We start from the raw sequence: 23,916 nt of genomic DNA on the forward strand, positions 1-23,916 counted from the left end.
CTCGGCGGCCGCATGAAACCAGATGAAGCCACCGAACTAAAGGCTATTTTTGAGTTGGAGTAATAGTGCTGCGCTTCATGAGGAATGAAGAATGTTCTTCACTCTTTGCCATCTCATAATTTTACCACTTCACCACTCACCACTCACCTATGCACGAGGCGTCGCTGGCTTTTTCAAAACTTCTACACCAACGTATCGCTGTACGTGGTGGCGGAGACTGCTGAAAATGCCCCCAGCTACCAGTAGCGGCGGCGGTGGCTAAGCTTACTCCGGTGGCAACTGCTGCTCAGCCTGTTACTCCAGTGGCGGCGCCCGTTTTGCCCCCAGCCCTCTGCCCCACCCGCAGCACCGGTAGTACCGGCACCGACGGTTTTCGCCCCACCCGTGGCGGTGAAGCCTGTTGCGCCCGCGAGGCTGCCTTCAATGGCCGGGCTGAATTTGCCCCCACGCCACCCGCTTCCGCGCCGACAATTCCGGCTCCGCCTGCCCCACCCGTGGAGGATAGGCCACAGCGCACAGCCCCGCCCCTTACCGAAACGCCTTACTCCACACTTGGCAGCAATGCGAACGGCCTTATTATCATCGTGCGCATGGACCCGGAGCGCTTTCGGCGACTGCCCAAAAACGTATTCCTCAACAACCTGCTCAAGGCTATCCGCCTGATTGTGGAGGATGTAGTGCTGATCAACGTGGAATCACATTTACCCGTGGCCCTGAGCACGTTGCGACAGAAGCTGGCCGCCAAGCAAATCATTGGCTTTGGCAAAAACCTGCCCGATGTAGCCGTGTACAAAACCCAGCTTTACGAGCCCGTACTGCTGGTCAATGATGTGGCCTATCTGCCCGCCGCCGAAATCGAGTTACTGGAAGAAGATACCAGTCGCAAAAAGCTGCTTTGGCAAGCCATGCAGCGTATGTTTTTGAGTTAAAGCGAGGCTTACTAGTTGAACTTGGCAGTAAATTCAAACAAGCGGTCATGCAGAGGCGGAGCCGAAGCATCTCGTGTGCTGATGCGGGATTAATAACTGTCATGCTGAATCTGGCGTCCGCTTGTCGAAGCATCTCTACCGCTTCGTTGAGATTACTAACCAAGTAGAGATGCTTCGACAAGCAGACGCCAGATTCAGCATGACGTTCTCTTTGGTTGATTTACTGTGGCAACGACCGCACACGAGATGCTTCACTCTGTTCTGCATGACGTCCTATAAAAAAGCCCCCCAGTATCTAGCTGGGGGGCTTTTTTACTTATAACAGCTCAGAACTTTAGTTCGCCGCCAGCACTGATTTCAGCTTCTCCTCCAGCTCCTCACCGCGCAGGTTCTTAGCGATGATGCGACCCTGCGGGTCCAGTAGCAGCGTCTGGGGAATGGATTTTACGCCATAGGTCTGGCCCGCGGCGCTTTCCCAGCCTTTCAGGTCCGAAACGTGGGTCCAGGTGAGTCCGTCTTTAGCAATAGCCTTCTCCCACTTGGTTTTGTCCTGGTCGAAAGAAACGCCATAGATTTCGAAGCCTTTGCTTTTGTACTTGTTGTACATGCGCACCACGTTGGGGTTTTCCTGGCGGCAAGGGCCGCACCACGAGGCCCAGAAATCGATGAGCACGTACTTGCCCCGCAGGCTGCTCAGCGCCACGGGCGCACCGGCCGGAGAGGTCAATTGAATCTCAGGCGCCACCACACCCACGGCCGTGGGGCGCAGCACATCCAGCCGCGTCACCAGCGACTGCGTGTAGCGCGAGTCGGGCAGGGTTTTCTTGAACTGCGTGGCCATGGAATCGGCAAACGCAAACTGCTCATCCGGATTCAGTACGTTGCCCACCACGAAAGCCGACACGACTGAATTGGGGTTCTGCCGCACTAACTGTTTGATACCAGCGATGTTGCGAGCTTGCACTGTTGTGAAGCGCTCCCGGATGGCGCGCAGGGTGTCCTCGCGGCCAGCCTGCGCCGCCTGGTTGTAGCGCTCACCCAGACTTTCTACCGTTTTTTTGGTTTTGTCCAGCTCCTGCATCAGGCGTTGCAGCAGCTCTGAATCGGGTGAGCCTTTTACCGTGTAGCTGGTGCTTAGTTGAGTAGCGTCGCCGCTTACCTGCACCTGGCTGCCATTGTTGAGAGCCAGCAGCACCTGGTTGGCATCGTCCGTTTTAAGCTGATACAGGCCGGCTTCAGGCACGCTGCCTTTCAGGGTGAAAGCGCCTTTCTCGTCAACAATGGCCGTATCGCGGGAGATATACTGGGTTTCGCCCAGCTCAGCCAAATACACTTTGGTACCGGCCGGGGCATTGGTCAACTGTCCGCTTACCTGGTAACTCTCGCTGGCAGCAGCGTTGGCTGTGCCGGAGGTAGGCGCGGCAGCGCGGTTGCAGGCATTAGCCATGCCCAGCACGGCGGTAAACAGCACAATACTCTTCATCTTGTTCATTTTCTCGGTTAAAAACCCTGATCAGACCAGGGAGTATTCATTCTAAGCCGAATTCGGCTGCTGAGGTTCCCCGGTCGGTAACCCAAGCTTCACTGGGCGGGCGCTTAAATGTAGAGACACCTATTTATATCTCCTCGTTGAACAGCCTGGCCGCGAATCGTTTAACGGTATCGTTCAGAGAGGAGACACAGGTATGTGTCTCTACATTTAAGCGCTGGCATCCAGCTTCTGGCGCAGCAATTGGTTCGCTGCTTTCGGGTCGGCTTTGCCGCCGGTCAGCTTCATCAGCTCGCCCATAAACATGCCGGTCAGCGCCTTTTTGCCGGCGCGGTATTCGGCTACTTTGGCCGGGTTGGCCGCCAATACCTGCTCTACCATCGCCAGCAAGCCTGCCTCGTCCGACTCCTGCAGCAGGTTCTGCTCCTGCGCGGCCTGGGGGGCATTTTTACTTGGGTTTTCGAGCAAATAAGGGAACAGCTGCTTGGAGGCAACCGAGTGGCTGATCTTATTCGCGTCGATAAGCTCAATAATATCGGCTAAGTGCTGCGTGCTCAAAGGAAAATCAGCCAGTGGCAAGGCACGCTCATTCAGGTACGATTTCACCGGACCCATTACCCAGTTAGCAGCGGCTTTGGCGTTGGTCGTCTGGCGGGTCAGCTCATCAAAGTACAAGGCGACTTCCTTCTGGTCGGTGAGCACCGAGGCGTCGTAATCCGAGAGGCCTAGCTCCCCGGTGAAGCGTGCGTAAAGTTGCTGAGGCAAGGCCGGCAACTCGGCCTGCACGCGGTGCAGCCAGGCATCATCGATGACCACGGGGGGCAAATCCGGCTCGGGGAAGTAGCGGTAGTCGTTCATTGTCTCCTTGCTCCGCTGCCCACTCGTGGTGCCCGAGGCCGCGTCGAAGCCACGCGTTTCGCTGTCGATGGTTTCGCCGGCTTCTAGAATAGCTATCTGCCGCTCAATCTCGTGCTCAATGGCGCGCTGCACGTTGCGGAAGGAGTTCATGTTCTTCACCTCCACCTTGGTCCCGAACTTATCGGCCCCGCGCAGCATCACCGAAATATTGGCGTCGCAGCGCAGAGAGCCTTCCTCCATGTTACCGTCGCAAATACCCAGATACACCACCAGCTTCTTGATTTCGGCCAGATACGCGTAGGCTTCCTCCGCGTTGCGAATGTCCGGCTCCGACACAATCTCAATCAGCGGCACGCCGGCGCGGTTCAGATCCACCAGCGTTTCCACCTCGCCCGCCAGGTGCATGGATTTGCCCGCGTCTTCCTCCATGTGAATGCGCGTCACCCCGATTTCCCGCGTGGTGCCGTCACTCAGCCGAATCGGGACGTGGCCCTGGGTGCAGATCGGAGTTTTGTCCTGGGTGATCTGGTAGCCCTTGGGCAGGTCGGGATAGAAGTAGTTTTTGCGGGCAAACAGGTTGTCACGGGTAATGTGGCAGTTGGTGGCCAGGCCCATTTTCATGGCAAACTCCACGGCCGTATAGTTCACCCGCGGCAGCGTGCCGGGGTGCCCCAGCGTAATCACCGACAGGTTATGATTGGGCAGCGCGCCGTACTCATTCTCGTCGGAGGAGTACATTTTGCTGTGCGTGAGCAGCTGCGCGTGCACTTCCAGCCCGATTACAGGCTGGTATTTCGATTTTATTGCTTCGTCCATGAATCGCAGATTTACGCGGATTTTTCGGCTGATTAGGCTGATTTATAATGCGAAGGTAGGATACGCTGGCTACCTTTTATTTCTCGTAGTGGTAGCGGCAGGAAGCTACGAACACATTAGCTGCATCAACCTTATACACTAACCTGTGTTCCTGGGTGATGCGCCGCGACCACAGCCCCGCTAACTCACCTTTCAGCGGTTCGGGCTTGCCGGTTCCCGCGAAAGGTGTCCGCTGGCATTCGCGTAAAAGTTGATTGAGTTTGCGCAGGATTTTCTGGTCGGTTTCCTGCCAGTATTGGTAATGCTCAAAGGCATTCACTGAAAAATTTACGCTTCTCACTCCGCCGGAATATCTACCTGCACGGTTTGCCCCCGCCGTATTTGCGCAAGCGACTCGCGCAGGTGTTCGGCGTTGGCCGGCGAAGCCAGCAGGTATTCGGTGGTATCCTGATCTGCATCCGGCTCACTTTCGGTCGTCTCCCCGCGCAAAGTAATGTAGGGCAGCCCACGCAATAATTCCAAGATAAAGGCGGCGCGGTTATCGGGCACTTCAAACGTGATTCGCATATTTTGAATGAGTTTACAAGGTGCAGTTGTTTAACGCCGGGCGGGTCAGGGAAGTGCAGCTAATACTTCAACAAGAGTGTTGATATTAAATAATTTATCGGACATCTGGCGGCAGAATTCGCGCTAATTCATCTTTAACTTCTAAACCATACATGATTGCTACAGCGCTAATACGCAAGCCTAAATCAGCTCTGAGCTTCCCTAATGCAGTGAAGAACGTCCAACTTTCCGGACCTGAACTAAATCTACTATCGACAACCAAGCGAGGCCTTCGTTTATCTTGAACTGCGTCAAGGAAACTCCTGCAAGCACTACGCATTGGGCGAATCTGTTCAGCTAGCGCACTACCGTCATTCAACCCTTTCAATGTATCAGTTAGAAATTCTCGGATTTTTATTACGGATTGAGCACAGTATTCCGGGCTTTCCAATTCATAATCGTTGAACAATACACGGCGGTCTTCGAGGAAAACAAGCAATTGACGCGCTACTGTAATTTCAGGGGCAGATGGGTTCCAAGACACGCCAAATACTGGAATGCTAAAACCAGTAATTCGACTAAGTATTTCTGTAAAATTCATTGATACACAAATTAGCCAATGGTATTATTTATAAGTTCCTCCGCCTTCCCAATAGCCGCCGCCAATCCAGCCACATTTTTGCCCCCCGCCGTAGCAAAGAACGGCTGACCGCCGCCGCCGCCCTGAATTTCTTTAGCTAGTTCGCGCACCAGCGTGGAGGCGTTCAATTTGCCCCCCGCGGCCAGTTCATCAGCCAGCATTACGGCTAATTGCGGTTTGCCATCAATCTCAGCGCCGAGCACCAGCACCAAATTGGGCACAGCTTGACGCAGATTGAAGGCTAGCGTTTTGAGGCCGTCGGCGGAGGTGGCCTGCACCTGAGCGGCGAGGAAGTTTACACCATTTAGGGGCTTTACCTGGGCCACCAATTGGTCTTTCTGCTGGTTGAGGCTTTGCTGGGCAAACTGCTCAATCTGCTTGCGCAGGCCAGCAATTTCTTCCGTTTGCTTTTCGATGCTGGTCAACAGATGCTGCGGGTTGCCCAGCGCCTCACGCACCTGCTGAAGTAAGTCCACCTGCTGATTCACGTAGGCCTCGGCAGCCTCAGCCGTTACGGCTTCGATGCGGCGCACGCCGGCTCCTACCGCCGACTCGGCGGTGATTTTGAGGAAGCCGATGTCGCCGGTGGTGCGCACGTGGGTGCCGCCGCACAGCTCCACCGAGAACTCTTTATCGAAGGTGATGACGCGCACAAACTCGCCGTATTTCTCCCCGAATAAGGCCGTGGCACCTAGTTCTTTCGCCTCGGCAATGGGCACGTTGCGGCGCTCATCCAGCGGGATTTGCTGACGGATACGCTCATTTACCAAGGTTTCCACTTGGCGCAGCTGATCGTCGGTTACTTTGGTGAAGTGGCTGAAATCGAAGCGCAGGAGCTTTTCGTTTACCAGGGAGCCTTTTTGCGCGACGTGGGTGCCTACTACCTCGCGCAGCGCGGCTTGCAGCAAGTGCGTAGCCGTATGATTGCGCCGAATCTGGTCGCGGCGGGCGCGGTCGATGCGGCCGATAAACTCGACGTTCAGGTCTTCGGGCAAATCCAGCACGGTGTGCACGATGAGGTCATTTTCCTTTTTCGTGTCAATCACCCGCACCTTCGACAAGTCCGACTCCAGGTAGCCCGTGTCGCCAATTTGCCCCCCAGACTCGGCGTAGAACGGCGTTTGATCCAGCACCACCTGGTACTCGGTTTTGCCTTTGCGGTCGGTGCGGCGGTAGCGCAGAATGCGGGCCGGCGCTTCCTCCAGGTCGTAGCCCACAAAGGCCGGCTGCTCCTCCGATTCCGTTACGATTGTCCAGTCGCTCTGCTCGGCCTCCTGGGCGTTGCGCGAGCGGCTTTTCTGGGCTTCCAGTTCTTTCTTAAACCCTTCCTCGTCCACAGTAAGGCCTTTTTCGCGGGCAATGAGAGCGGTAAGGTCCAGGGGAAAGCCGAAAGTATCGGATAGCTCAAAAGCCGTAGCGCCGTCGATGCGGTTACCGTTGGCTTTGGCGGTTGCTTCCAAGGCATCCAGGCGGCGCAGGCCGTTTTCCAGCGTTTTCAGGAAGGCAATTTCTTCCTCCTCAATCACGCGCTGCACGAACTGCTGCTGTTGCTTTAGCTCGGGGAAAATAGTGCGCATCTGGTCGGCCAGCACGGGCACCAGCTTATAGAGGAAAGGCTGCTTCTGATTCAGCGACGAGAAAGCATAGCGCACGGCGCGGCGCAGAATGCGGCGAATCACGTAGCCGGCCTTCACGTTGCTGGGCAGTTGCCCATCGGCAATGGTGAAGCTGATGGTACGGATGTGGTCGGCAATAACGCGGATGGCAATATCCGTCTTTTCCTGGTTTTTGGTTTCTGGTTGTTGGTTGTTGGCTTCGTCCGAACTGTTAATTGTTAATTGCTCATTGTTAATTGACAAAGAAGGCGTCGTGCCGTGGTATTCTATGCCCACTTCCTTGGCAATAAACTGAATCAGCGGCTGAAAAACGTCGGTGTCGTAGTTCGACTTTACGCCCGACACGGCCATCATCAGGCGCTCGAAACCCATGCCCGTATCGACGTGCTGGGCCGGCAGCTTCACCAAACTCTTGTCGGCCAGGCGCTGGAATTCCATGAACACGTTGTTCCAGATTTCGACTACCTGCGGGTGGTCATTATTCACCAGCTCCCGCCCCGATTTTTGGGCTACTTCGGCCTTGTCGCGCAGGTCGATGTGAATTTCGGTGCAGGGGCCGCAGGGGCCGGTATCGCCCATTTCCCAGAAGTTATCCTTCTTGTTGCCGGGCATGATGCGCTCCTCGGCCACATACTGCCGCCACAGCGTCTGGGTTTCGGTGTCGGCGCCGAGGCCGTCGCCCTGGTCGCCCTCGAAGTAGGTGACGTAGAGGCGGTCTTTGGGCAGCTTATACACTTCGGTGAGCAGCTCCCAGGCCCAGGCAATGGCGTCTTTCTTGAAATAATCGCCAAACGACCAGTTACCAAGCATCTCGAACATGGTGTGGTGGTAGGTGTCGTAGCCCACCTCTTCCAGGTCGTTGTGCTTGCCCGACACGCGCAGACACTTCTGGGTATCGGCGATGCGCTTGAAGGGCGCGGGCTTGTTGCCGAGGAAATAATCCTTGAACGGGGCCATGCCCGAGTTGATGAACAGCAGCGTCGGGTCGTCCTTGACCACAATGGGCGCGGACGGCACAATGTGGTGGCCTTTGGAAGCGAAGAAATCGAGGAATTGCTGGCGAACGTGGTGGGCCGAAGGAAGTGACATGGCTGGAGCCCTAAGCTTGAGCTTAGGGAATTGTTAGAATCGTGGAACGGAAGCCGGCCGCGCCACCCGAAAGTTGGCAGCGACCAGGATTTTGGCTACTTTTCGCCATTAAACTTAATGGCACTAGCAGCAAAGTTAGCCGACTTTGATAGTAGCGCGAACTTTCAGTTCGCGTTTCGTCAGGTTTGCTGCAAAAATGCCCCCCAGCCATTAACTCAACGATACGCGAACTAAAAGTTCGCGCTACATCGCGCTAGCCTTATGCCTTACAAAGAACGCGACATCGAAAAGCAGTACTTCACCATCGGCGAGGTAGCCGCCCAATTCAACGTCGCGCCGTCGCTGATTCGCTTCTGGGAAACGGAGTTTGAGGAACTTAGACCGCGCAAGAGCAAGAAAGGCAACCGCCTCTACACGCCCCAGGACATCGATATTTTCCGCACCATCTATCATCTGGTAAAAGAGCGCGGCTACACCATTCCCGGCGCCCGCGACCTGATGAAGCAAAAAGGCCCCCAGCTCAAGGAGAAAATCGACGTGATTCAGAGCCTGGAAAAGGTGCGCAAGTTTATGGTGACCATGAAGAAGGAGCTGGACGCTATCAGTAAGACGCAGTAAGAGCAATAGCAGTAGTATCTAATCAGAACGTCATGCAGAGCGCAGCGAAGCATCTCGCTAGCGGTAGTAGGATTACTAATCCTGCGTCAGCACGCGAGATGCTTCGCTGCGCTCTGCATGACCGCCTTTCGGGATAAAGTACTACTGATTGAATTCAAGTCGTGGCGTACTATTTGACTGGCCGGAAGGCACCACTCTCTACTCGCTTCCATACGCTTTCTACTTCATGCCCGCCGACGATACGTTATTCTACGAAGTCGCTCTCACCTTATTTCCCGGAATTGGCCCCCAGCTCACTCGCCAGCTGATGAGCTATGGTGGCTCGGCCAAAAACGTTCTGCATTTGCCCCCCGGTAAGCTGCGCAAGATTCCGGGCGTCGGCCACACGACGGTGGCTACACTTACTGGCGGCGAGCGCGGTAAAGTATTACAGCTCGCTGAAACCACCCTGCGCCGGGCCGAGAAAGACGGCGTGCAGCTGCTGTTTTACACCAGCAAGCGCTACCCCAGTCGCCTCAAAATCATTCCCGACGCTCCTGCCCTGCTATACTACCAAGGCACCGCCGACCTCAACCACCCCAAAACCGTAGCCCTGGTCGGCACCCGCAAAGCCACTGACTACGGCCGTGAGCAAACTGAGCACATTGTAAAGGGTTTGGTAACGCACAATCCGCTGGTCGTCAGTGGCCTGGCTTATGGTATTGACATTACAGCTCACCGCGCCGCTTTGCAGGAAGGTCTGGCAACCATCGGCGTCATGGCCACGGGCCTGGACATTATTTACCCCGCCGTCCATCGCAAAACGGCCGAGAAAATGCTCACCCAGGGCGGCTTGCTCACCGAATTTCCCTTCGGCACCCAGCCCGACCGCTACAACTTTCCGGCCCGCAACCGCATTATCGCCGGCCTCTCCGATGGTACCGTGGTCGTGGAAGCGGCCCGTAAAGGCGGCGCCCTTATCACCGCCGAAATTGCCCTAAGCTATAACCGCGACGTGCTGGCCGTGCCCGGCAACCTCGGCACCGACACTTCCGAAGGCTGCAACCATTTGATTAAAAGCAACAAAGCGGCCATGTACACCGAGCCCCGCGACCTGGAAGAAGTGCTCAACTGGGACTCGGCCCTGCACCAAACCGGTAAAAAACGCCCCCCAGCCACCTACGACGCCGACAATTTCTCGACCGAGGAGCTTCAGCTTATACAAGTGCTGGCTTTGCAGGAAGAATTGCTGGATAATCTGAGCTGGAAAGCCCAGTTGCCCGTTAATCAGGCGGCTAGCCTACTGCTGGGGCTGGAGTTTCGGGGCGTGGTAAAGGCCCTGCCCGGCAAGCGTTTTGCGCTGCTATAATAACTAGATTTTTTATTATTTGATAATCAGTAGCTTGTGGGCATTAACAGTTCTTTTCATTTTTGTATGGCTTTCAGCATCTACCACAACCTGCGAACGGACAACCAATACAAAGCGGCAACCGGGCTAACTCAAGTTCAGTTCGACCAGCTTTACGAGCTATTCGCGCCTTTTTATGAACCCAAAATTCCGCAACCCTACCTAAAATCAAACCCGGTTTTAACCGATACACGCGAAGCCTTATTTTTTATTCTGCACTACTATAAAGCCTATCCCACGCTGCATAATATGGCCATCTACTTCGGCTTTTCTGAATTTGCGGTGAGCCAGTATTTAGAGCGACTAAAACCGTGTTTAAAAGCAGCTTTGCAAGCACAAGGCCTGACACAACGCGTTTTATTTACCAAGCAGACGCAATTTGACGACCTCTTCGCGGGTATCGACGATTTAGTCATTGACGTAACCGAAGTTCCGATTGAACGGGCTGCTAATCAGCAGCTTCAGGAGGAATTTTATAGTGGTAAAAAAAGGCACACCCTGAAATGGTTGCTCATCTGCTCGCTCAGCGGCCGGCTGTTGTGGATCAGCAAAGCCTATAGTGGCCGAACGCATGACTTCACTATTTTCAAAGAAATTTTCGCACATATAACCTTAAAAAACTATCGGATTCATGTGGATGCAGGCTTTGTGGGTATTAAAAAATTTATTAACTGCAAGTATGTTTTTATTCCTTTTAAGGCGCGAAAAAATCATCCACTCACGCCACTCGAACGTCTTATTAATCAGGTGTTGGCTCCACTTCGCGTCGTGGTGGAGAATGTCATTGCACGACTCAAATCGTTTTTCGTGCTTCGTACAACCAACCGGATGAGAAAAAAGGAAAAGCTAACCGATGCCTTCGCTTTGTGCGCCGAAGTAGCACATTTCAAGAATATCTGCTCAATCTGCTGATTATCAAATAATAAAAATTCCACTGATGCCGGGCGGAGTTGTCCTACGAATCGCCCACAGGGCTTCGTAGGACAACTATTGCTGCTGATGCCTGCACTCATGCGGGTCGCTTAACGATAGTGGTACTACGACGGAAAAAGTCGTAGTACCACCCAGCACTTATCTTTTCTCTTATTCGCCGGTTTTGACTCATCTCATCTACAACGGCCAACTAATCGAGGAAACGGCTTTTGCGTTGGCCTTGCCCAACCGAGGCTTATTCTACAATGACGGCTTTTTTGAAACCCTCATCTGGACCGAGGGCGGTGTGCGCCTGCTCCCCTATCACCTGAACCGGATGCAGGCTGCCGCAGCCGCGCTTCAGCTTACTCTACCAACCGAAATAGACACATTAGAAGGACTGGGGGGCATTTTTAAGCAGCTAACAGATGCTCAAGGTTTAGCAGCGGCCCGTCTTCGCCTGCAGATCTGGCGGGCGGGCGCCGGCTTATACACGCCTGTTACTTCCACCGCCGATTACCTGGTCACGGCCGCGGCCTACGAGCCAGCTGCAACCACCGGTGCACGCGCCGATTTTAGCCAGCTAGCGCGCACCTACTTGTCGTCCCTGAGCTTTTGCAAAGGCCCCAATGCGCTGACCTACGTACTGGCCGCCCGCGAACGAGCGGAGCGCGGCCTCGACGAAATTATTCTGCTGGACAGCGCCGGCCACGTTGCCGAAGCCGGAGCAGCCGCAATATTCTGGGTCAAAAACGATTGTCTATATACGCCGGCACTAAGCACTGGCTGCGTGGCCGGAGTGCGCCGGGCTCACCTTCTGCGCACCGCTCAGATACATGGCCTGGCTACTGCCGAAGGGCTTTATTTGCCCCAAGAGCTCCTGGACGCCACCTTCGCATTTACTGCCAACGTAGCCACGCTGCGCCCAGTCAGCCAACTAGGCAGCACTATTTTCTCTGTTGATGCCGGCTCCTTTTACGCGGACCTACAACGCTGGGAAGCAGATTACTTAACCAGTTGAGCCGGGTTGCGACGCCGCAGTTTGCGCCAGCTCTCCTCGAACTCCAGCAAATCGGCTTCGGTCACATCGTTCGTGTGTAATACGTCCATACGGGGGCCTTGCCCAGCGTGCAGAGCGTACAGTGCTACCCATGCACGGTGCTGACGCGTCAGCACGCTCTGCTCTGATTCGGTAACGTAAATTGAAAAGTAGTCGCGAGTAATCACGCGGGCAGCTACGGAGTTCGTGATGGTTCGGATTCAGACTTTGGATAATTTTATTCTTATTTAAATAATTATATTAAATAAATAGTATGGGGTTCTCATCGTCTTATATTGGGAGGTATATAGTATTAAATGCAATATAGGTAACAGCCTGACAATTGCTATTGAATAGAGAAATTAGCGCTCAAGTCTTCTTCTGAAGTTTGGGGGCCAGGCTCAAAACGCAGCATTCGGAATACGCGCTGCGCCTCCTCGGCAAGAGCTTGCAGGGCCGGAGCCGGTACTGGCCCATCGCGGTACGGGTTGGGCGCCGGCGTGAGAGCAACAACCGACGTCCGACTCACCCGACCATTCGGCGCTACCTGTAGCCTGATAACCACTTTCGCCTCGGCCCGCGCCTGCACCGCGGGCGACGGATAGCGGCTATTCTGGGAGAAGAACACCATCGAAATACTGTCTTCGGGCAACGACTGCCCCTGGCGCATGCGGCTACCCAGGCCGCGCTTTAGCAGCTTGGATTGGGCCACGCGGGGCTGTTCCGTGGTATCTGGCGTCGCGGCCGGCGGCTGCGGTTTAGCGGCTCGTTGCTTTTTTTGTAAGGGCTCAATGGTGGCGGGCGGCTGGGCCGTCCAACGGTTGTAGCTGCCTTGCGCATAGGCCGCGGGGGCCGCCATCAGGGTCAGCAGTAAGCACCCGATGAGCAGCAGTAATCCTTTGTGCTTCAAGCTTGCGGGAGTCGCGGCGCTACGCTTCATAGTACTTACTACTTGTGAGTTAACGGATGCCGGGGGGCAAATTTGTTTCGGCTTGCTATGCTACGTCAGCCCCGGCAAATAAATTCCCCGTTGCCGAACGTCAAGTAGCCTCCTATTTGATGAGAGCCGCCAGCTAAATGGTTGCAAAGCATCCCGCAGGCTGGCATACGATTACAAACACAGCATCCATTCGTGGGCTGCTTCGGGGCGTTCAGCCTGAGCGAATTTTACAATCGGTTCCTTCTCAAGCTAACGACCAACTATACGGCGACGGGCGCCTTGATGGCTGGGTGCGGCTCGTAATTTTCGAGGGCAAAGTCCTCATACTGAAAGCCGAATATATCGGTCACGACAGGGTTCAGGCGCAGCTGCGGTAAGGGCCGCGGCTCGCGTGTGAGCTGTAGGCGCGCTTGCTCCAGGTGGTTGGAGTACAAGTGCGTATCGCCGCCGGTCCAGATGAATTCGCCGGGCTGCAGGCCGGTTACCTGGGCCATCATCAGCGTGAGTATAGCGTAGGAAGCAATATTGAAGGGTACGCCCAGAAACACGTCGGCGGAGCGCTGGTAAAGCTGGCAGGAAAGCTTGCCATCGGCCACGTAAAACTGAAACAGAGCGTGGCAGGGCGTGAGGCGCATGAGCGGCAGGTCGGCCACATTCCAGGCCGATACCACCATGCGCCGCGAGTCGGGCTGCGTGCGCAGCAGGCGCACCATTTCGGCTATCTGGTCGATGCTCTGGCCATCGGGGGCCGTCCAGCTACGCCACTGCTTGCCGTAAATGGGCCCCAGGTTCCCGTTCTCGTCGGCCCACTCGCGCCAGATGCTCACGCCCACTTCTTCCAGCGACGTATTGCTGGTGTCGCCGCGCAGAAACCACAGCAGCTCGTGGATAATGCTTTTGAGGTGGACTTTTTTGGTCGTAACGAGCGGAAAGCCCTGGGCCAGATCGAACCGCATCTGGTAGCCAAATACCGAGAGCGTACCGGTGCCAGTGCGGTCGGTTTTGGTGGTGCCGTGGTCGAGAATGTGACGAACGAGGTCGAGGTACTGCTGCATGCGAAGAATAGCGCCAGCCGAAGCCAGCTTGAAAGAGGTGCGGATAGGTCGAGTTGTCAAAAATAGAAAAAGCCGCCCGGTTTAGGGCGGCTTTTCTGTTTTCCTGGGGGGTGTGGACAGTCGGGGGCGCTTTTGCAGAATGCGATGCCGCGAACCAACTGAGTGAAAATAGATACTTATTTAGCCACACGTATTAAACAAATATCTACTTATCTAGCACTTCAATATTCCTAGCTTGCTTTGCTATTCTTCCAAACTATCTTATTGTCAACAACTTTGTAGTTGGGATGATTATTAGTAATGTTTGCGAAGACCGTTGCATGAGGATTACCGCTTGGTGGTACGTCCATCATGCAGTTAAGCAGATATTTATGTCCAGGTATGGTAACATTGTGTTGACCCAGCAAATGAACAATCTTGCTATACCAGACGGTAAACTTCGGCTTAAAATCATCATAGTCGATTTCCGGCTTATATGGGTTCCGAGCATGAATCAAACTACTGCACTGGCTATACATGTCTCGTAGTTCGTCTTCGGTCAACCACTTGCCTTCCGGCAACGGCTGAAAACCTAATACTCCATTTTCGTCTTTCTCCCGTGTTTGTATATGGGGTTGAGGATAATAATTCGGGTTAATTTCCTTGACGCGATTGATAATCTGCCCAATTCGCCATTCCTCGTCTATCTCGTAAAGCGCACTGTATTCCTCTTCGTGACCAATAAGCGTTGCGAACAATATCAGTTCAGCAATCTTGCGGAAATTTAAGGCAATGGTTTCAATGTTAATAGCTAAGTAGGGATTGGTAAACTTTCCGGTCTGCAACAACTGAATACAGTTCATCCGACGCTTGACTTCCATCATTACTGTTTCGTAAGCGAGACGGATAACTTGCATTTGAACATCTTCAGGTGTGCTATCATCACCATGCAGTATTTGCATCTGCTCTGGTGTGAGCCCGAAAGGTTTATACCGGGGACGTGGCTGTTGAGGATTTTTCCCTTGGGTCTGTTTTGCGTTGGATTTGCTATGGTTGCGTTTGCGGCTGGATGGCATAATTAGACGTGGTAACAAGTAGACTTAAAATAGCCATAGAGCCGCAGTTAGTTCGTGGCGTCGCATCTCGCAAAAGTAGCCCCGACTGTCCACACATCTTAGTATAATAACTTCATCTAAAAGGCGGTCATGCTGAGCTTGTCGAAGCATCTCTACTGGTTATTAATCCCAATTAATGCACAGCAAAGCAGTAGAGATGCTTCGACAAGCTCAGCATGACCGCCTTGTTAAAAACTACCGCTTACTGATCTTATTCATCGAAATAGCGCGTTGCTGATTACTCTTAAACCCATCCATATCATCAGCCCGAAGCGCGAGATGCTTGGTGCTGCGGCCAGCCATGCGTTTGCGCCACATTCTGAATGAGGACGCCTTCATTTCCTTTCGCATGAGGGCAATGACGTCTTTCTCTGCCAAGCCAAACTGCGCTTCAATGGCTTCGAAAGGCGTGCGGTCTTCCCAGCCCATTTCAATGATGCGGTCAATGTCGGCGGCTGACAGGGGTTGGGGGGCTTTTTCTTCGTTTTTCATAGCATTCGGAATAGATGGGGCGAGCCGGTCGCAGTAAGGCGTTTCATTCGGCAGAAAGAATCTGCTTCTGTGGGGTAGCAGCGGCCGGCGCTTCTGTAACTGAGTGCCGTTGTCAATGTTCTGTGCGGGCGCGACTGATTGCATTTCTGAGCAGCTATTTCGGGTGTTTATTTTTTCCAAACACCAAAAAAAGCCCCCAGAGTGGGCGGCGGCGGCGGCTTTCCTGCACGCTGACTTTATTGCGCCTCTACTTGGGCCAAGTCCAGATAATAATACGTTTGCCCCCCAAGCATGGGGCGAGAGTTGCCCGTGTAAACGCGGTAGGTGCCACTGAATACTACCTGCTTTCCATCTTGCTGCAAACGCTTCGGCAACGTGCACACGAAGCCAACGTCCTGAGAATCATACGTGCCTGGTATAGCGCGCACAATGGTGTAGCGCTGCTCCGTATCGTTGAAAAACACGGTGCCCACCAAGTCGTTCGCCTGCTTTACCGACGGGGCGTCAGAAGCGCAGGAATAGCTTAATGCATCAGCATCTTCCTGGCAGCCGCTCCCCGCGAAGCACAGCAGGCATAGGCCAGCGGCTAGAAGTTTTATAGAGGGCATATATAAGGAGGCGGTAATGGTTTTGTAGCAGACTCATCGCCTGGCCCTTATGGTTGCAATAAGTAAGAATTGTTATTTTGTAAAAGCGACACGTTGATTTGTGGTAGCAATGATGGAAGTTGCTTATCACTACTCTTTCTTATTGGAAAAACCCTTCAAAGTTGTTAAACCCAGACTACTGAATAAGGCACCGATGCCCCCCGTTTTGTAAGCGCTTAAAAGCACGCATAAGTTTTGGCCAGTGACATCAGAGACGCAATCTGTTGCGCCTTGCGTTTCATATTTAAGACTGACCATCGTATTCAAGACTGCGAACCCACAATAGACACCAATTCCAAACAGCACCCAAATAAGTGAATTAATCCAGCGAGATTTCACAGAAGCTTCATTTCTATGTTAACAAAAAAGCCGCGCTGATCAGCGCAGCTTTTTTATTAATGATCTATTTACAGCGACTTCGTAACTGGCGCGGCGGCCGGCGCGGGCGCGGCTTTCACGGCGGCCGTTTTGGTGTCTTTCTTCATGCAGCAGGCCGCGGTGCCTTTCTCGGGCATGGTGCAGGTTTTGGCGGCGGCGCTTTTCTTGGACTTCTTCTCGTCTTTGCCCTCGTGGGCAGCAGCGGTTCCGACGAAAGCAAACAGGGCGAGGGCAAGCAGGGCGTTTTTCATAAAGGGGAAGAAGCAAAAGTGAGGAAACAAAACCTGGCGGGGCGTGGTTGGCTTGGCTGCGCCTTCCTACTACTGCTCGCCGCTTCTAAAGTACGCATGGCGGCTTAAATTGCCAAGTACGCCGCCGTTTAGTATATCCTATCTAGCTCGAATGCCCCTTCGCAAACTAAGTTACCTCACGCTGCTGGTGCTGGCCCTCATATCGGCCCTGAGCGTGTATTACGTGGCTCAGCTGCGCTTCAACTATAACTTCAACGACTTTTACCCCGCCGGCGACCCCGACCTGGATTACTACGAGCAGTATTCCAAACGCTTCGGCAACGACAACGACTACGTGCTCATTGGCCTGGAAGCCCCAGCTGACGGCTCCGTCTTCAACGCGCCGTTCCTGGCCCGCGTCGATTCGTTTACGCGCTTTGCCCAGGGCCAGCGCTACGTAGAGCAAGTCACCTCGCCCACTACGCTTACCAACCCTATTGTGGAAGGCCTGGGGGTATTCAACATTCCGTACCTGCACCTGGATGAGCCCGCGCGCCTGCCCGCCGATTCGGCTCTCATCTACCGGACGCCGGGCCTGGTGGGCAACCTGTTTGCCACCAACGGCCGGGCCGTCACGGTGATGCTCCAGACCGCGCCCGACCTGAAAAAGCCCCCGGCGACTCCCTGATGACCAGCCTAACTAGCAAGCTCACCCAGTTGGGCTTCGCCGACAGCGACTACCACCTGGCCGGCAAGCTGGTGGCGCAATCGGTGTTCGTGGATCGGTTGCAGCGGGAAATGATCCTGTTCATGAGCCTGTCGGTGCTGCTGGTCACGGGGCTGCTGTGGTTTACGTTTCGGACGTGGTGGGGCGTGGTCATACCGCTGGTGGTGGTGCTGGGGGCCATTTTGTGGGGGCTGGGGCTGATGTCGGCCTGTGGGGTCAGCATTGACCTGATGACGGCCCTGCTGCCGGTTATTATGTTCACGGTGGGCATGTCCGACACTATTCACTTCATCACCCGCTACGTGACGGAGCTGGGCTACGGAGCCCCCAAAAACGCGGCCCTGCGCACCACTATTCGTGAGTCGGGCTTCGGCTCGGGCCTGTCGGCGCTGACCACTAGCATCGGCTTCTTTTCGCTGATGACCAGCTCCATCCGACCCATTCAAAACTTCGGGCTGTTCACGGGCATCTCCGTGTTGCTGGCTTTCGTGCTCACGTTCACGCTGTTGCCGGCCCTGCTCCTGCTGCTGCGCAAGCCCCAGCTGCGTGAGCCCCGCCAGCACGGCCGCGACTGGGACGGCGTACTCGGCCGCTTGTTTCGCTGGGTGCTGGTGCGACGGCGGCTGGTATTCGGGCTTGGGGGGCTACTAATTGCCGGCTCCCTCGCCTCGGCCATGCAGGTGCGCATCAATTCGGCCTTGCTCGACGACTTGTCGGAGGGCGACCCGGTGCGCCAGGACTTCGGCTTTTTTGAGCAAAACTTTGCCGGCGTGCGGCCCTTCGAGCTTGATTTGAAGCCGGCCAACGGCGGCACAATCTACGATCTGGCCGTGCTGCACGAGATTGAGCGCGTCGAAACCTACCTACGCCAGGATTACGGCCTGCGCTTCGTGGCCTCACCGGTTACCATCGTGAAGTCGGTGCGCAAGGCGCTGAATGGCGGCGACGTGGCCGAGTATCGCCTGCCGGAGTCGGAGGCGGAAATGCGCCGCATTTTGTCCAAAATCAAGCTTTTTCGCAAGAAGCCGGAGTTTAGCTCCCTGGTGCAGCCCGACGCCCGCGAAGGCCGCCTCACCGGCCGCATGTCCGACATCGGCAGCATTCGCGCCGACGCAGCCAATGCCAAGTTGCGCACTTACTTAGCCCAAAACATCGATGCCAGCCTGCTGCAAACCCGCCTCACCGGCTCGGCCAATCTCATCGACAAAAACAACGAAAACCTCAGCCGTGATATGATTGTGGGCATGAGCCTCGATATTATCATGGTCATGTTGATCGTGCTGGCATTGTTTCGTAGCCTGCGCATGACGGCCGTGGTGCTCGTGCCCAACCTCGTGCCCATTATCGTGGTGGCGGGCGTGATGGGCCTTGCTGGCGTAAACATGAAGGTGAGCACCAGCATCATCTTCACCATTGCCTTTGGTATTGCCGTGGATGATACCATTCACTTTATCAGCAAGTTAAAGCTGACATTACTTAAAGAGCCTAACCTGTTTCGGGCAGTGCGACGCACCTATCTGATGGCCGGCAAAGCCGTAATTGTCACCTCGCTAATACTTGTGGGGGGCTTTTCCACGCTGATTTTTTCCTCCTTCGACGGCACGTTTTACGTGGGTCTGCTCATTGGTCTCACGCTGCTGTTCGGCGTTGTGGCCGAGCTGACGCTGCTGCCTCTGCTTATCCTGTACTTCTACAAGCACAAGCCCAAGGAGATACGACAGCCGGTGGCGGCGCTGGGGGCTAATTAGCGCATTACTATATAAGCCGCCACCCAGACAAACTACACGCGGCACTTCGCCGTTATAATGGCGTATGAGGTTGAGAACGTGTATTTTTTCTGGCTGCTGCTGGTCGTGGGCGTCGATGGAGCATTGGCCCAGCAAGCTACGGCGGCGAATGATCCGCTGCTGAGCGAAATCCGAGAACGGGACGGGCTCATGCGCACCTACGAGCAAACCAGTAGCCAGCGCAATGGCTTGTTCGGAAAAAAGCCTCCAAGAAAGATCTGAGCGAGGTAAACGCGGCCCTGCGCCGGATTATTCGCAAAGACACCGAGATTTTACAGGCCGTAAAGCAGCGCACCCTGCCCAACTTAGCCCAAATTGAAGCCGCGCGTATTCGGGCCGAAAGCAAGGCCATTGCTGCTACCAACGGTCGGTACGCGGCCCTGGAAAATCAGATTGAGGAACTGCAGATCAGAGAGATGGAGCGCGAAAAGCGGGAAGTAGAGCGCGAAACCCGCCTGCTCATAGCCCAGGCAGCTGCGGCCGAAGCCGAGCAGGTTCGTGCCCAGCGCGAGATGATAGCTATGGGGCTGGCCGCGTTGAGCGCGGTGCTGCTGGGCTACATTCTGTGGCAGCGGCACCGCCAGGGTAAGATGCGGCCGGTTCCGCTGCAACGCCAGAGTCGCTAGGCGAGTAATGGGAAGGCGTTGTTACTTTGCCGTATGATACGATGCTTGCTTTCCGGGTTTTTCCTGTTCATCACCTTCTTTGCCGCCGCGCAAACCGCTGGTTCGGTTCCAGTTACGGAGCCTAGCCCCGTCACCCGCCTGATTCAGGAGCGGGAGCTGCTGGTGCGCCAATACGAAGCGGCTAATGCCCGCCGCAGCAGCTTATTTGGCAATCAGCCTTCCAAAAAAGACTTGCAGGAAGTAGTGGAATCGCTCAAAGGCATCATCCGCAAGGACACCGAAATTGTGCAGGCCGTGAAAAACGACGCCCTGCGCCGCACGGCTAGCGTCGTAGCCGAGAAGCAGCAGGCTCAGCAGCAAATCACGGTGGCTCAAACCGACCAGAGCAGCACCCAGCAGCGCTTCTACGACCTGGAAAACCAGATTCAGAACCTGGAAATGCGTGATAAGCAGCGCGAAAAAGCTCCTCGACGCCCAATCCGCCGCCAAGGAAGCCGAGGACGCCCGGACCAGTCGCGAGATGATTGCCTTAGGCTTAGCTTTGCTCTGCGTGGGGCTGCTGCTGTATATTTTCAAGCTGCGCCAGCGCATCCCGGCCCGCCGCGCCCGCCGCTAAATTTGCCCCCCAGAGCGCGGTAGAGTAGAGACACAAGAGTTGGAGTCTTGTCATTGCTGACGTTGTTTGAGTTGTCATCCTTGATCTGGCGTACGGCACGAAGGACCTTATCGCATCAGAACAAGTGGTTGTTGCGCTAGCCGTGCCCATCCTACAAGGTCCTTCGCGCCGTACGCCAGATCAAGGGTGACAACTGAATTAATAACTAAAAAATGCCCCCCAGTAGCTTCTCCACATGCTTATTCCGGCTGCGCAATACCTGACGTACGCCGAAGCCGTGGGGCTGTATAATGAGCTGCGCGACGCCGAAATTGCTGCGCTGGTCAAAACCTGCGGGCCGCCCTCCTTTCCCTTCGGCGATGGGCTGTATTATCAGTTATTAATAGAAGAAGATGAGGCGCCCGCGGCCCAACAAATCGTGGCGGAGTTTGAGCGCCGCCGCGTAGAGCCGGCGCCCCATAAATGCCCCCGTTGCGGATCTTTGGCAGTAGCCGCTGCGCTGCGGCCGGTGTGGTGGAAGCGGCTGTTTTATGCTGGCACGACGCTATACAAATGTGAAAATTGCAAGTCAGATTTTTCGGGGTAGAGGCGCAATATCTTGCGTCTCGTCGTCTGCGCCGTTCGGGCTCTATTCCAGCACATTGTTCAACGACGAGACGCAAAATATTACGTCTCTACACTCCCCAGTCTATTCGCAAAAAACGCGAGTATTGTCTGAAAGCCTCTCCGTTTCTCCCGCTGCATGAAATTCACCCTGACCCTGCTCTTGCTCCTGCTTATCATGATGTTGCAAGCCCAAACCCGCACCCCTACGGCTACACCAGCTTCTGGTACGATGTAACCGATAAAGTGAAGTTTGGGGCCAACAACGTGGTGGCCGTGCAGGTCAGAAACGAGGGCGCGAACAGCCGTTGGTACTCTGGCTCCGGCATTTACCGCCACGTGTGGCTCACGGTGCAGGCGCCCGTGCACATCCGGCAGTGGGGGGCTTTTTTCACCACGCCCACCGTAACGGCCGCGACGGCGCAGGTAAAAGCCCAAACCCAGGTAGTAAACGAGACCCAGCAGGGAGTCCAAATCACGCTGGTGACCCGCCTGCGCAATGCCGCTGGCCAGGAAGTAGCTCGTACCGAGTCGAAGCAAACCGTGGCGGCGGGCACCACGGCCACCGTGGATCAGCTGCTGACGGTGAAGTCGCCGGAACGCTGGTCGGTGGAGAAGCCGGCAGTGGCGGGAAGCTAAAAACCCTTATGATTATCACCTCTACTTCGACAGGTGGTGGCAACAGGACATAGCCAGCATGGTGCGCCGCGACCGTAACCACCCGTCCATCATCCTGTGGAGCCTCGGCAATGAAATACCCGAGCGCGGCACCGCGGAAGGCGTAAAAACCGCCCGTCAGCTGGCCGATTATATCCGTACCCTCGACACCACCCGGCCCATTACCGCCGCCGTGAATGGCCTCGGCCCCGACAAAGACCCCTACTTCGCCGTGCTCGACGTGGCCGGCTACAACTACGCCGGCGGCGGCGACCATCACCAGCCAGATATCTACGCCCAGGACCACGCCCGCCTGCCCAAACGCATTATGTACGGCGCGGAGTCCTACCCGCTCGAAGCCTTTGGCAGCTGGATGAACGTGGTAGACCACCCCTACGTGGTCGGCGACTTCGTCTGGACCGCCGTTGACTACATCGGCGAAGCCAGCATCGGCTGGCTGGGCTACTGGCAGTACCAGTATTTTTACCCCTGGAATCTGGCCTTTTGCGGCGACATCGACATTTGCGGCTGGAAGCGTCCTCAGTCGTATTACCGCGATGCGCTGTGGAAAGAAAATCAGGTTTCGCACTTCATAAAGCCCCCCACGCCCTCTTTTCCGCTGAATCCTAACAAGGAAGAGTGGAGCAAGTGGGAATGGCACGACGTGGTAGCCGACTGGACCTGGCAGGGCCAGGAAAACAAGCCGCTGACGGTGGAAGTGTATTCCTCCTGCGAGCAGGTCGAGCTCCTGCTGAATGGCAAGACCCTCGGTGTAAAACCGACAACTCGCGCCACCAAGTTCATCGCTACCTGGAGCGTGCCCTACCAGCCCGGCGAGCTAAAGGCCATCGGCCGCACTGGCAATCAGCAAGTGAGCACCGCCGTGCTGCAAACGGCTGCCCAACCTACCCACCTAGCCCTCAGCGCCGATCGCCAAACCATCCGGGCCAACGGCCAGGACCTGAGCTACATCACCGTGGAACTGATCGACAGCAAAAGCATTCGGCACCCCAAAGCTGAAAACGCGCTGAAGTTTGAGCTAAGCGGCCCCGGCACCATTGTCGGCGTCGGGAATGCTAATCCTCGCAGCGTTGAGAGCTACCAGCGCCCCCAGCGCAATGCCTGGCAGGGGCGGGCGTTGGTAATCGTTAAGTCAAGTGAGAAGGCGGGGAAGATTATCCTACGAGCTCTTGCCGACGGCTTGCCGGCTGCAGAGGCAGCAATTACGGCGGAATAGTTGTCCGTATTTCTTTAGGATAGCCAAGCTCCAATTGGTATCGGTTTGCCACAGTTTAGCTTTACTCATGGAACAGAGGCCAAAGCGCAGTAATGATATAAGCTCGACAGAAAGAGCCTGTTGCCGTATGAGCAGTAACCATTTACTAGCAGAACTTTTCGTGGCCTCACGTTAAGACCTGCTGTCCCTGCCTATGAAACTACTTCTCACAATGCTTCTGCTTGGGTTGCTTGCGCCAGGCTGTCAAAGCCGGACTGACCTCCCCACGGAGGTCTCTGCGCCCAGCACTAGCTTCACACCGGATTCCACCACGGAAAGCACCGATTCGGCAGCTTCGGCCGTGCCCGTTGAAACCCAAGTGAAGCTGGCATTGACGGCTAACGCCCTGCAACTAGTGAATTCCCAGACAGGCGCCACGACAGAAATCCCGCTGGGCCGGCCATTTGAGCCGTTGGTTGCTACACTAACCACCATCTTGCGGCAGCCACCTACCAGCGTCGGCGTGAATGGGGAATGCGGTGCCGGCCCGTTGAAAATGGCCACCTGGGCCAATGGCCTTACCCTGGCTTTCCAGGAAAAAACGCCCCCCAGCGCGGCGGACCGGGAGTGGCAGTTTGTGGGCTGGTCGCTCAACCCAGCGCGGGTTCAAGCCTCTGCCCTCACCACTATGGCGGGCGTAGGTCTCGGCTCCACCCGGACTGAAATGGAGAGTGCCTACGTCATTAAGGTCGTCAAGTCCAGCCTGGGCTATGAGTTTTCTACGTCCGCGGGCCTGTATGGCTTATTTGACGGGCCGGGTCCGGAGGCTCGGATTACGGCGATGTGGAGCGGCACCAGCTGCGTGTTTCGTTAGATTGTGGTTTGTATTCTTCTAAGTTCAAACCTTCT

The 23,916-nt window shown here is 55.3% G+C and carries 27 protein-coding genes; 14 read left to right on the top strand and 13 right to left on the bottom strand.

What is annotated here, in order from left to right:
- Window positions 1-272: 272 nt before the first annotated feature.
- A complete protein-coding gene (locus MKZ35_RS05770; protein ID WP_482512283.1) occupies window positions 273-929 on the top strand; it encodes a hypothetical protein in 657 nt (218 codons plus the stop codon).
- 334 nt (window positions 930-1,263) lie between these two features.
- On the opposite strand, the gene MKZ35_RS05775 is transcribed toward MKZ35_RS05770, so the two are convergent.
- From MKZ35_RS05775 to alaS, 6 genes are all read right to left on the bottom strand, one after another.
- Window positions 1,264-2,421: a redoxin family protein gene (locus tag MKZ35_RS05775; RefSeq protein ID WP_482512284.1), complete on the bottom strand. Its 1,158-nt coding sequence runs from the start codon at window positions 2,419-2,421 to the stop codon at window positions 1,264-1,266.
- Between the two features lie 207 nt (window positions 2,422-2,628).
- Complete coding sequence (gatB, locus tag MKZ35_RS05780; protein ID WP_482512285.1) at window positions 2,629-4,092, bottom strand: Asp-tRNA(Asn)/Glu-tRNA(Gln) amidotransferase subunit GatB; 1,464 nt, start codon at window positions 4,090-4,092, stop codon at window positions 2,629-2,631.
- Between the two features lie 76 nt (window positions 4,093-4,168).
- Entirely contained in the window at window positions 4,169-4,432 is a 264-nt protein-coding gene (locus MKZ35_RS05785; protein ID WP_482512286.1) for a Txe/YoeB family addiction module toxin, read from the bottom strand.
- Window positions 4,429-4,659, bottom strand: coding sequence for a hypothetical protein (locus tag MKZ35_RS05790; protein WP_482512287.1), 231 nt, complete (start codon window positions 4,657-4,659; stop codon window positions 4,429-4,431). The genes MKZ35_RS05785 and MKZ35_RS05790 overlap by 4 nt, the downstream gene beginning before the upstream one ends.
- A gap of 94 nt (window positions 4,660-4,753) precedes the next feature.
- A complete protein-coding gene (locus tag MKZ35_RS05795; RefSeq protein ID WP_482512288.1) occupies window positions 4,754-5,239 on the bottom strand; it encodes a DUF6650 family protein in 486 nt (161 codons plus the stop codon).
- 11 nt (window positions 5,240-5,250) lie between these two features.
- The gene (gene alaS / locus MKZ35_RS05800; protein WP_482512289.1) at window positions 5,251-7,983 is read right to left on the bottom strand and encodes an alanine--tRNA ligase; all 2,733 of its coding nucleotides are present in this window, start codon (window positions 7,981-7,983) and stop codon (window positions 5,251-5,253) included.
- A 261-nt stretch (window positions 7,984-8,244) separates the two neighbouring features.
- On the opposite strand from alaS, the gene MKZ35_RS05805 reads away from it, so the two are divergent.
- From MKZ35_RS05805 to MKZ35_RS05820, 4 genes are all read left to right on the top strand, one after another.
- A complete protein-coding gene (locus MKZ35_RS05805) occupies window positions 8,245-8,601 on the top strand; it encodes a MerR family transcriptional regulator (protein WP_482512290.1) in 357 nt (118 codons plus the stop codon).
- 148 nt (window positions 8,602-8,749) lie between these two features.
- Window positions 8,750-9,949 carry a DNA-processing protein DprA gene (gene dprA, locus MKZ35_RS05810; protein ID WP_482512291.1) on the top strand — a complete coding sequence of 400 codons (1,200 nt, stop codon included), beginning with the start codon at window positions 8,750-8,752 and terminating at the stop codon, window positions 9,947-9,949.
- 66 nt (window positions 9,950-10,015) lie between these two features.
- Window positions 10,016-10,900: a transposase gene (locus MKZ35_RS05815; protein ID WP_482511702.1), complete on the top strand. Its 885-nt coding sequence runs from the start codon at window positions 10,016-10,018 to the stop codon at window positions 10,898-10,900.
- A gap of 184 nt (window positions 10,901-11,084) precedes the next feature.
- Entirely contained in the window at window positions 11,085-11,921 is an 837-nt protein-coding gene (locus MKZ35_RS05820) for an aminotransferase class IV (protein WP_482512292.1), read from the top strand.
- Here MKZ35_RS05820 and MKZ35_RS05825 read toward each other — a convergent pair.
- From MKZ35_RS05825 to MKZ35_RS05855, 7 genes are all read right to left on the bottom strand, one after another.
- The gene (locus MKZ35_RS05825) at window positions 11,906-12,127 is read right to left on the bottom strand and encodes a hypothetical protein (protein ID WP_482512293.1); all 222 of its coding nucleotides are present in this window, start codon (window positions 12,125-12,127) and stop codon (window positions 11,906-11,908) included. The genes MKZ35_RS05820 and MKZ35_RS05825 overlap by 16 nt on opposite strands.
- Before the next feature lie 158 nt (window positions 12,128-12,285).
- Window positions 12,286-12,879 (bottom strand): energy transducer TonB, encoded by a 594-nt coding sequence (locus MKZ35_RS05830; protein ID WP_482512294.1) that lies wholly within the window; start codon window positions 12,877-12,879, stop codon window positions 12,286-12,288.
- Between the two features lie 260 nt (window positions 12,880-13,139).
- Window positions 13,140-13,934: a thymidylate synthase gene (locus MKZ35_RS05835; RefSeq protein ID WP_482512334.1), complete on the bottom strand. Its 795-nt coding sequence runs from the start codon at window positions 13,932-13,934 to the stop codon at window positions 13,140-13,142.
- A 230-nt stretch (window positions 13,935-14,164) separates the two neighbouring features.
- The gene (locus tag MKZ35_RS05840; protein WP_482512295.1) at window positions 14,165-14,989 is read right to left on the bottom strand and encodes a hypothetical protein; all 825 of its coding nucleotides are present in this window, start codon (window positions 14,987-14,989) and stop codon (window positions 14,165-14,167) included.
- A 234-nt stretch (window positions 14,990-15,223) separates the two neighbouring features.
- Window positions 15,224-15,520: a TIGR03643 family protein gene (locus MKZ35_RS05845; protein WP_482512296.1), complete on the bottom strand. Its 297-nt coding sequence runs from the start codon at window positions 15,518-15,520 to the stop codon at window positions 15,224-15,226.
- Window positions 15,521-15,756: 236 nt separating this feature from the next.
- Window positions 15,757-16,128, bottom strand: a complete 372-nt coding sequence (locus MKZ35_RS05850; protein ID WP_482512297.1) for a hypothetical protein — start codon at window positions 16,126-16,128, stop codon at window positions 15,757-15,759.
- A 446-nt stretch (window positions 16,129-16,574) separates the two neighbouring features.
- Window positions 16,575-16,796, bottom strand: a complete 222-nt coding sequence (locus MKZ35_RS05855) for a hypothetical protein (protein WP_482512298.1) — start codon at window positions 16,794-16,796, stop codon at window positions 16,575-16,577.
- A gap of 151 nt (window positions 16,797-16,947) precedes the next feature.
- Here MKZ35_RS05855 and MKZ35_RS05860 point away from each other — a divergent pair, with 151 nt between their 5' ends.
- The 9 genes from MKZ35_RS05860 (at window position 16,948) to MKZ35_RS05900 (ending at window position 23,881) form a co-directional block, all read left to right on the top strand.
- On the top strand, window positions 16,948-17,463 hold the full coding sequence (locus MKZ35_RS05860; protein ID WP_482512299.1) for a hypothetical protein: 516 nt from the start codon (window positions 16,948-16,950) through the stop codon (window positions 17,461-17,463).
- Entirely contained in the window at window positions 17,463-19,250 is a 1,788-nt protein-coding gene (locus MKZ35_RS05865; protein ID WP_482512300.1) for an efflux RND transporter permease subunit, read from the top strand. Before MKZ35_RS05860 ends, MKZ35_RS05865 begins: the two co-directional genes overlap by 1 nt.
- Window positions 19,251-19,307: 57 nt before the next feature.
- Window positions 19,308-19,511 (top strand): hypothetical protein, encoded by a 204-nt coding sequence (locus tag MKZ35_RS05870; protein WP_482512301.1) that lies wholly within the window; start codon window positions 19,308-19,310, stop codon window positions 19,509-19,511.
- A gap of 194 nt (window positions 19,512-19,705) precedes the next feature.
- Window positions 19,706-19,915, top strand: a complete 210-nt coding sequence (locus MKZ35_RS05875) for a hypothetical protein (RefSeq protein WP_482512302.1) — start codon at window positions 19,706-19,708, stop codon at window positions 19,913-19,915.
- 33 nt (window positions 19,916-19,948) lie between these two features.
- On the top strand, window positions 19,949-20,554 hold the full coding sequence (locus tag MKZ35_RS05880) for a hypothetical protein (protein WP_482512303.1): 606 nt from the start codon (window positions 19,949-19,951) through the stop codon (window positions 20,552-20,554).
- 212 nt (window positions 20,555-20,766) lie between these two features.
- The gene (locus MKZ35_RS05885) at window positions 20,767-21,117 is read left to right on the top strand and encodes a hypothetical protein (RefSeq protein ID WP_482512304.1); all 351 of its coding nucleotides are present in this window, start codon (window positions 20,767-20,769) and stop codon (window positions 21,115-21,117) included.
- A 263-nt stretch (window positions 21,118-21,380) separates the two neighbouring features.
- Window positions 21,381-21,773 (top strand): hypothetical protein, encoded by a 393-nt coding sequence (locus MKZ35_RS05890; RefSeq protein ID WP_482512305.1) that lies wholly within the window; start codon window positions 21,381-21,383, stop codon window positions 21,771-21,773.
- Between the two features lie 49 nt (window positions 21,774-21,822).
- Window positions 21,823-23,028, top strand: coding sequence for a DUF4982 domain-containing protein (locus MKZ35_RS05895; RefSeq protein ID WP_482512335.1), 1,206 nt, complete (start codon window positions 21,823-21,825; stop codon window positions 23,026-23,028).
- A 193-nt stretch (window positions 23,029-23,221) separates the two neighbouring features.
- Entirely contained in the window at window positions 23,222-23,881 is a 660-nt protein-coding gene (locus MKZ35_RS05900; RefSeq protein ID WP_482512306.1) for a hypothetical protein, read from the top strand.
- Window positions 23,882-23,916 lie beyond the last annotated feature (35 nt).

It is taken from the genome of Hymenobacter sp. R533113 (assembly GCF_056835965.1).

Excerpts from the sequence above, each read along its gene's own strand:
- MKZ35_RS05775 (WP_482512284.1), bottom strand. The coding sequence starts at position 2,421 with ATGAACAAGATGAAGAGTATTGTGCTGTTTACCGCCGTGCTGGGCATG.
- gatB (WP_482512285.1), bottom strand. The coding sequence starts at position 4,092 with ATGGACGAAGCAATAAAATCGAAATACCAGCCTGTAATCGGGCTGGAA.
- MKZ35_RS05790 (WP_482512287.1), bottom strand. The coding sequence starts at position 4,659 with ATGCGAATCACGTTTGAAGTGCCCGATAACCGCGCCGCCTTTATCTTG.
- MKZ35_RS05795 (WP_482512288.1), bottom strand. The coding sequence starts at position 5,239 with ATGAATTTTACAGAAATACTTAGTCGAATTACTGGTTTTAGCATTCCA.
- alaS (WP_482512289.1), bottom strand. The coding sequence starts at position 7,983 with ATGTCACTTCCTTCGGCCCACCACGTTCGCCAGCAATTCCTCGATTTC.
- MKZ35_RS05805 (WP_482512290.1), top strand. The coding sequence starts at position 8,245 with ATGCCTTACAAAGAACGCGACATCGAAAAGCAGTACTTCACCATCGGC.
- MKZ35_RS05815 (WP_482511702.1), top strand. The coding sequence starts at position 10,016 with ATGGCTTTCAGCATCTACCACAACCTGCGAACGGACAACCAATACAAA.
- MKZ35_RS05830 (WP_482512294.1), bottom strand. The coding sequence starts at position 12,879 with ATGAAGCGTAGCGCCGCGACTCCCGCAAGCTTGAAGCACAAAGGATTA.
- MKZ35_RS05835 (WP_482512334.1), bottom strand. The coding sequence starts at position 13,934 with ATGCAGCAGTACCTCGACCTCGTTCGTCACATTCTCGACCACGGCACC.
- MKZ35_RS05840 (WP_482512295.1), bottom strand. The coding sequence starts at position 14,989 with ATGCCATCCAGCCGCAAACGCAACCATAGCAAATCCAACGCAAAACAG.
- MKZ35_RS05845 (WP_482512296.1), bottom strand. The coding sequence starts at position 15,520 with ATGAAAAACGAAGAAAAAGCCCCCCAACCCCTGTCAGCCGCCGACATT.
- MKZ35_RS05850 (WP_482512297.1), bottom strand. The coding sequence starts at position 16,128 with ATGCCCTCTATAAAACTTCTAGCCGCTGGCCTATGCCTGCTGTGCTTC.
- MKZ35_RS05855 (WP_482512298.1), bottom strand. The coding sequence starts at position 16,796 with ATGAAAAACGCCCTGCTTGCCCTCGCCCTGTTTGCTTTCGTCGGAACC.
- MKZ35_RS05860 (WP_482512299.1), top strand. The coding sequence starts at position 16,948 with ATGCCCCTTCGCAAACTAAGTTACCTCACGCTGCTGGTGCTGGCCCTC.
- MKZ35_RS05865 (WP_482512300.1), top strand. The coding sequence starts at position 17,463 with ATGACCAGCCTAACTAGCAAGCTCACCCAGTTGGGCTTCGCCGACAGC.
- MKZ35_RS05870 (WP_482512301.1), top strand. The coding sequence starts at position 19,308 with ATGGCGTATGAGGTTGAGAACGTGTATTTTTTCTGGCTGCTGCTGGTC.
- MKZ35_RS05875 (WP_482512302.1), top strand. The coding sequence starts at position 19,706 with ATGGAGCGCGAAAAGCGGGAAGTAGAGCGCGAAACCCGCCTGCTCATA.
- MKZ35_RS05880 (WP_482512303.1), top strand. The coding sequence starts at position 19,949 with ATGATACGATGCTTGCTTTCCGGGTTTTTCCTGTTCATCACCTTCTTT.
- MKZ35_RS05885 (WP_482512304.1), top strand. The coding sequence starts at position 20,767 with ATGCTTATTCCGGCTGCGCAATACCTGACGTACGCCGAAGCCGTGGGG.
- MKZ35_RS05900 (WP_482512306.1), top strand. The coding sequence starts at position 23,222 with ATGAAACTACTTCTCACAATGCTTCTGCTTGGGTTGCTTGCGCCAGGC.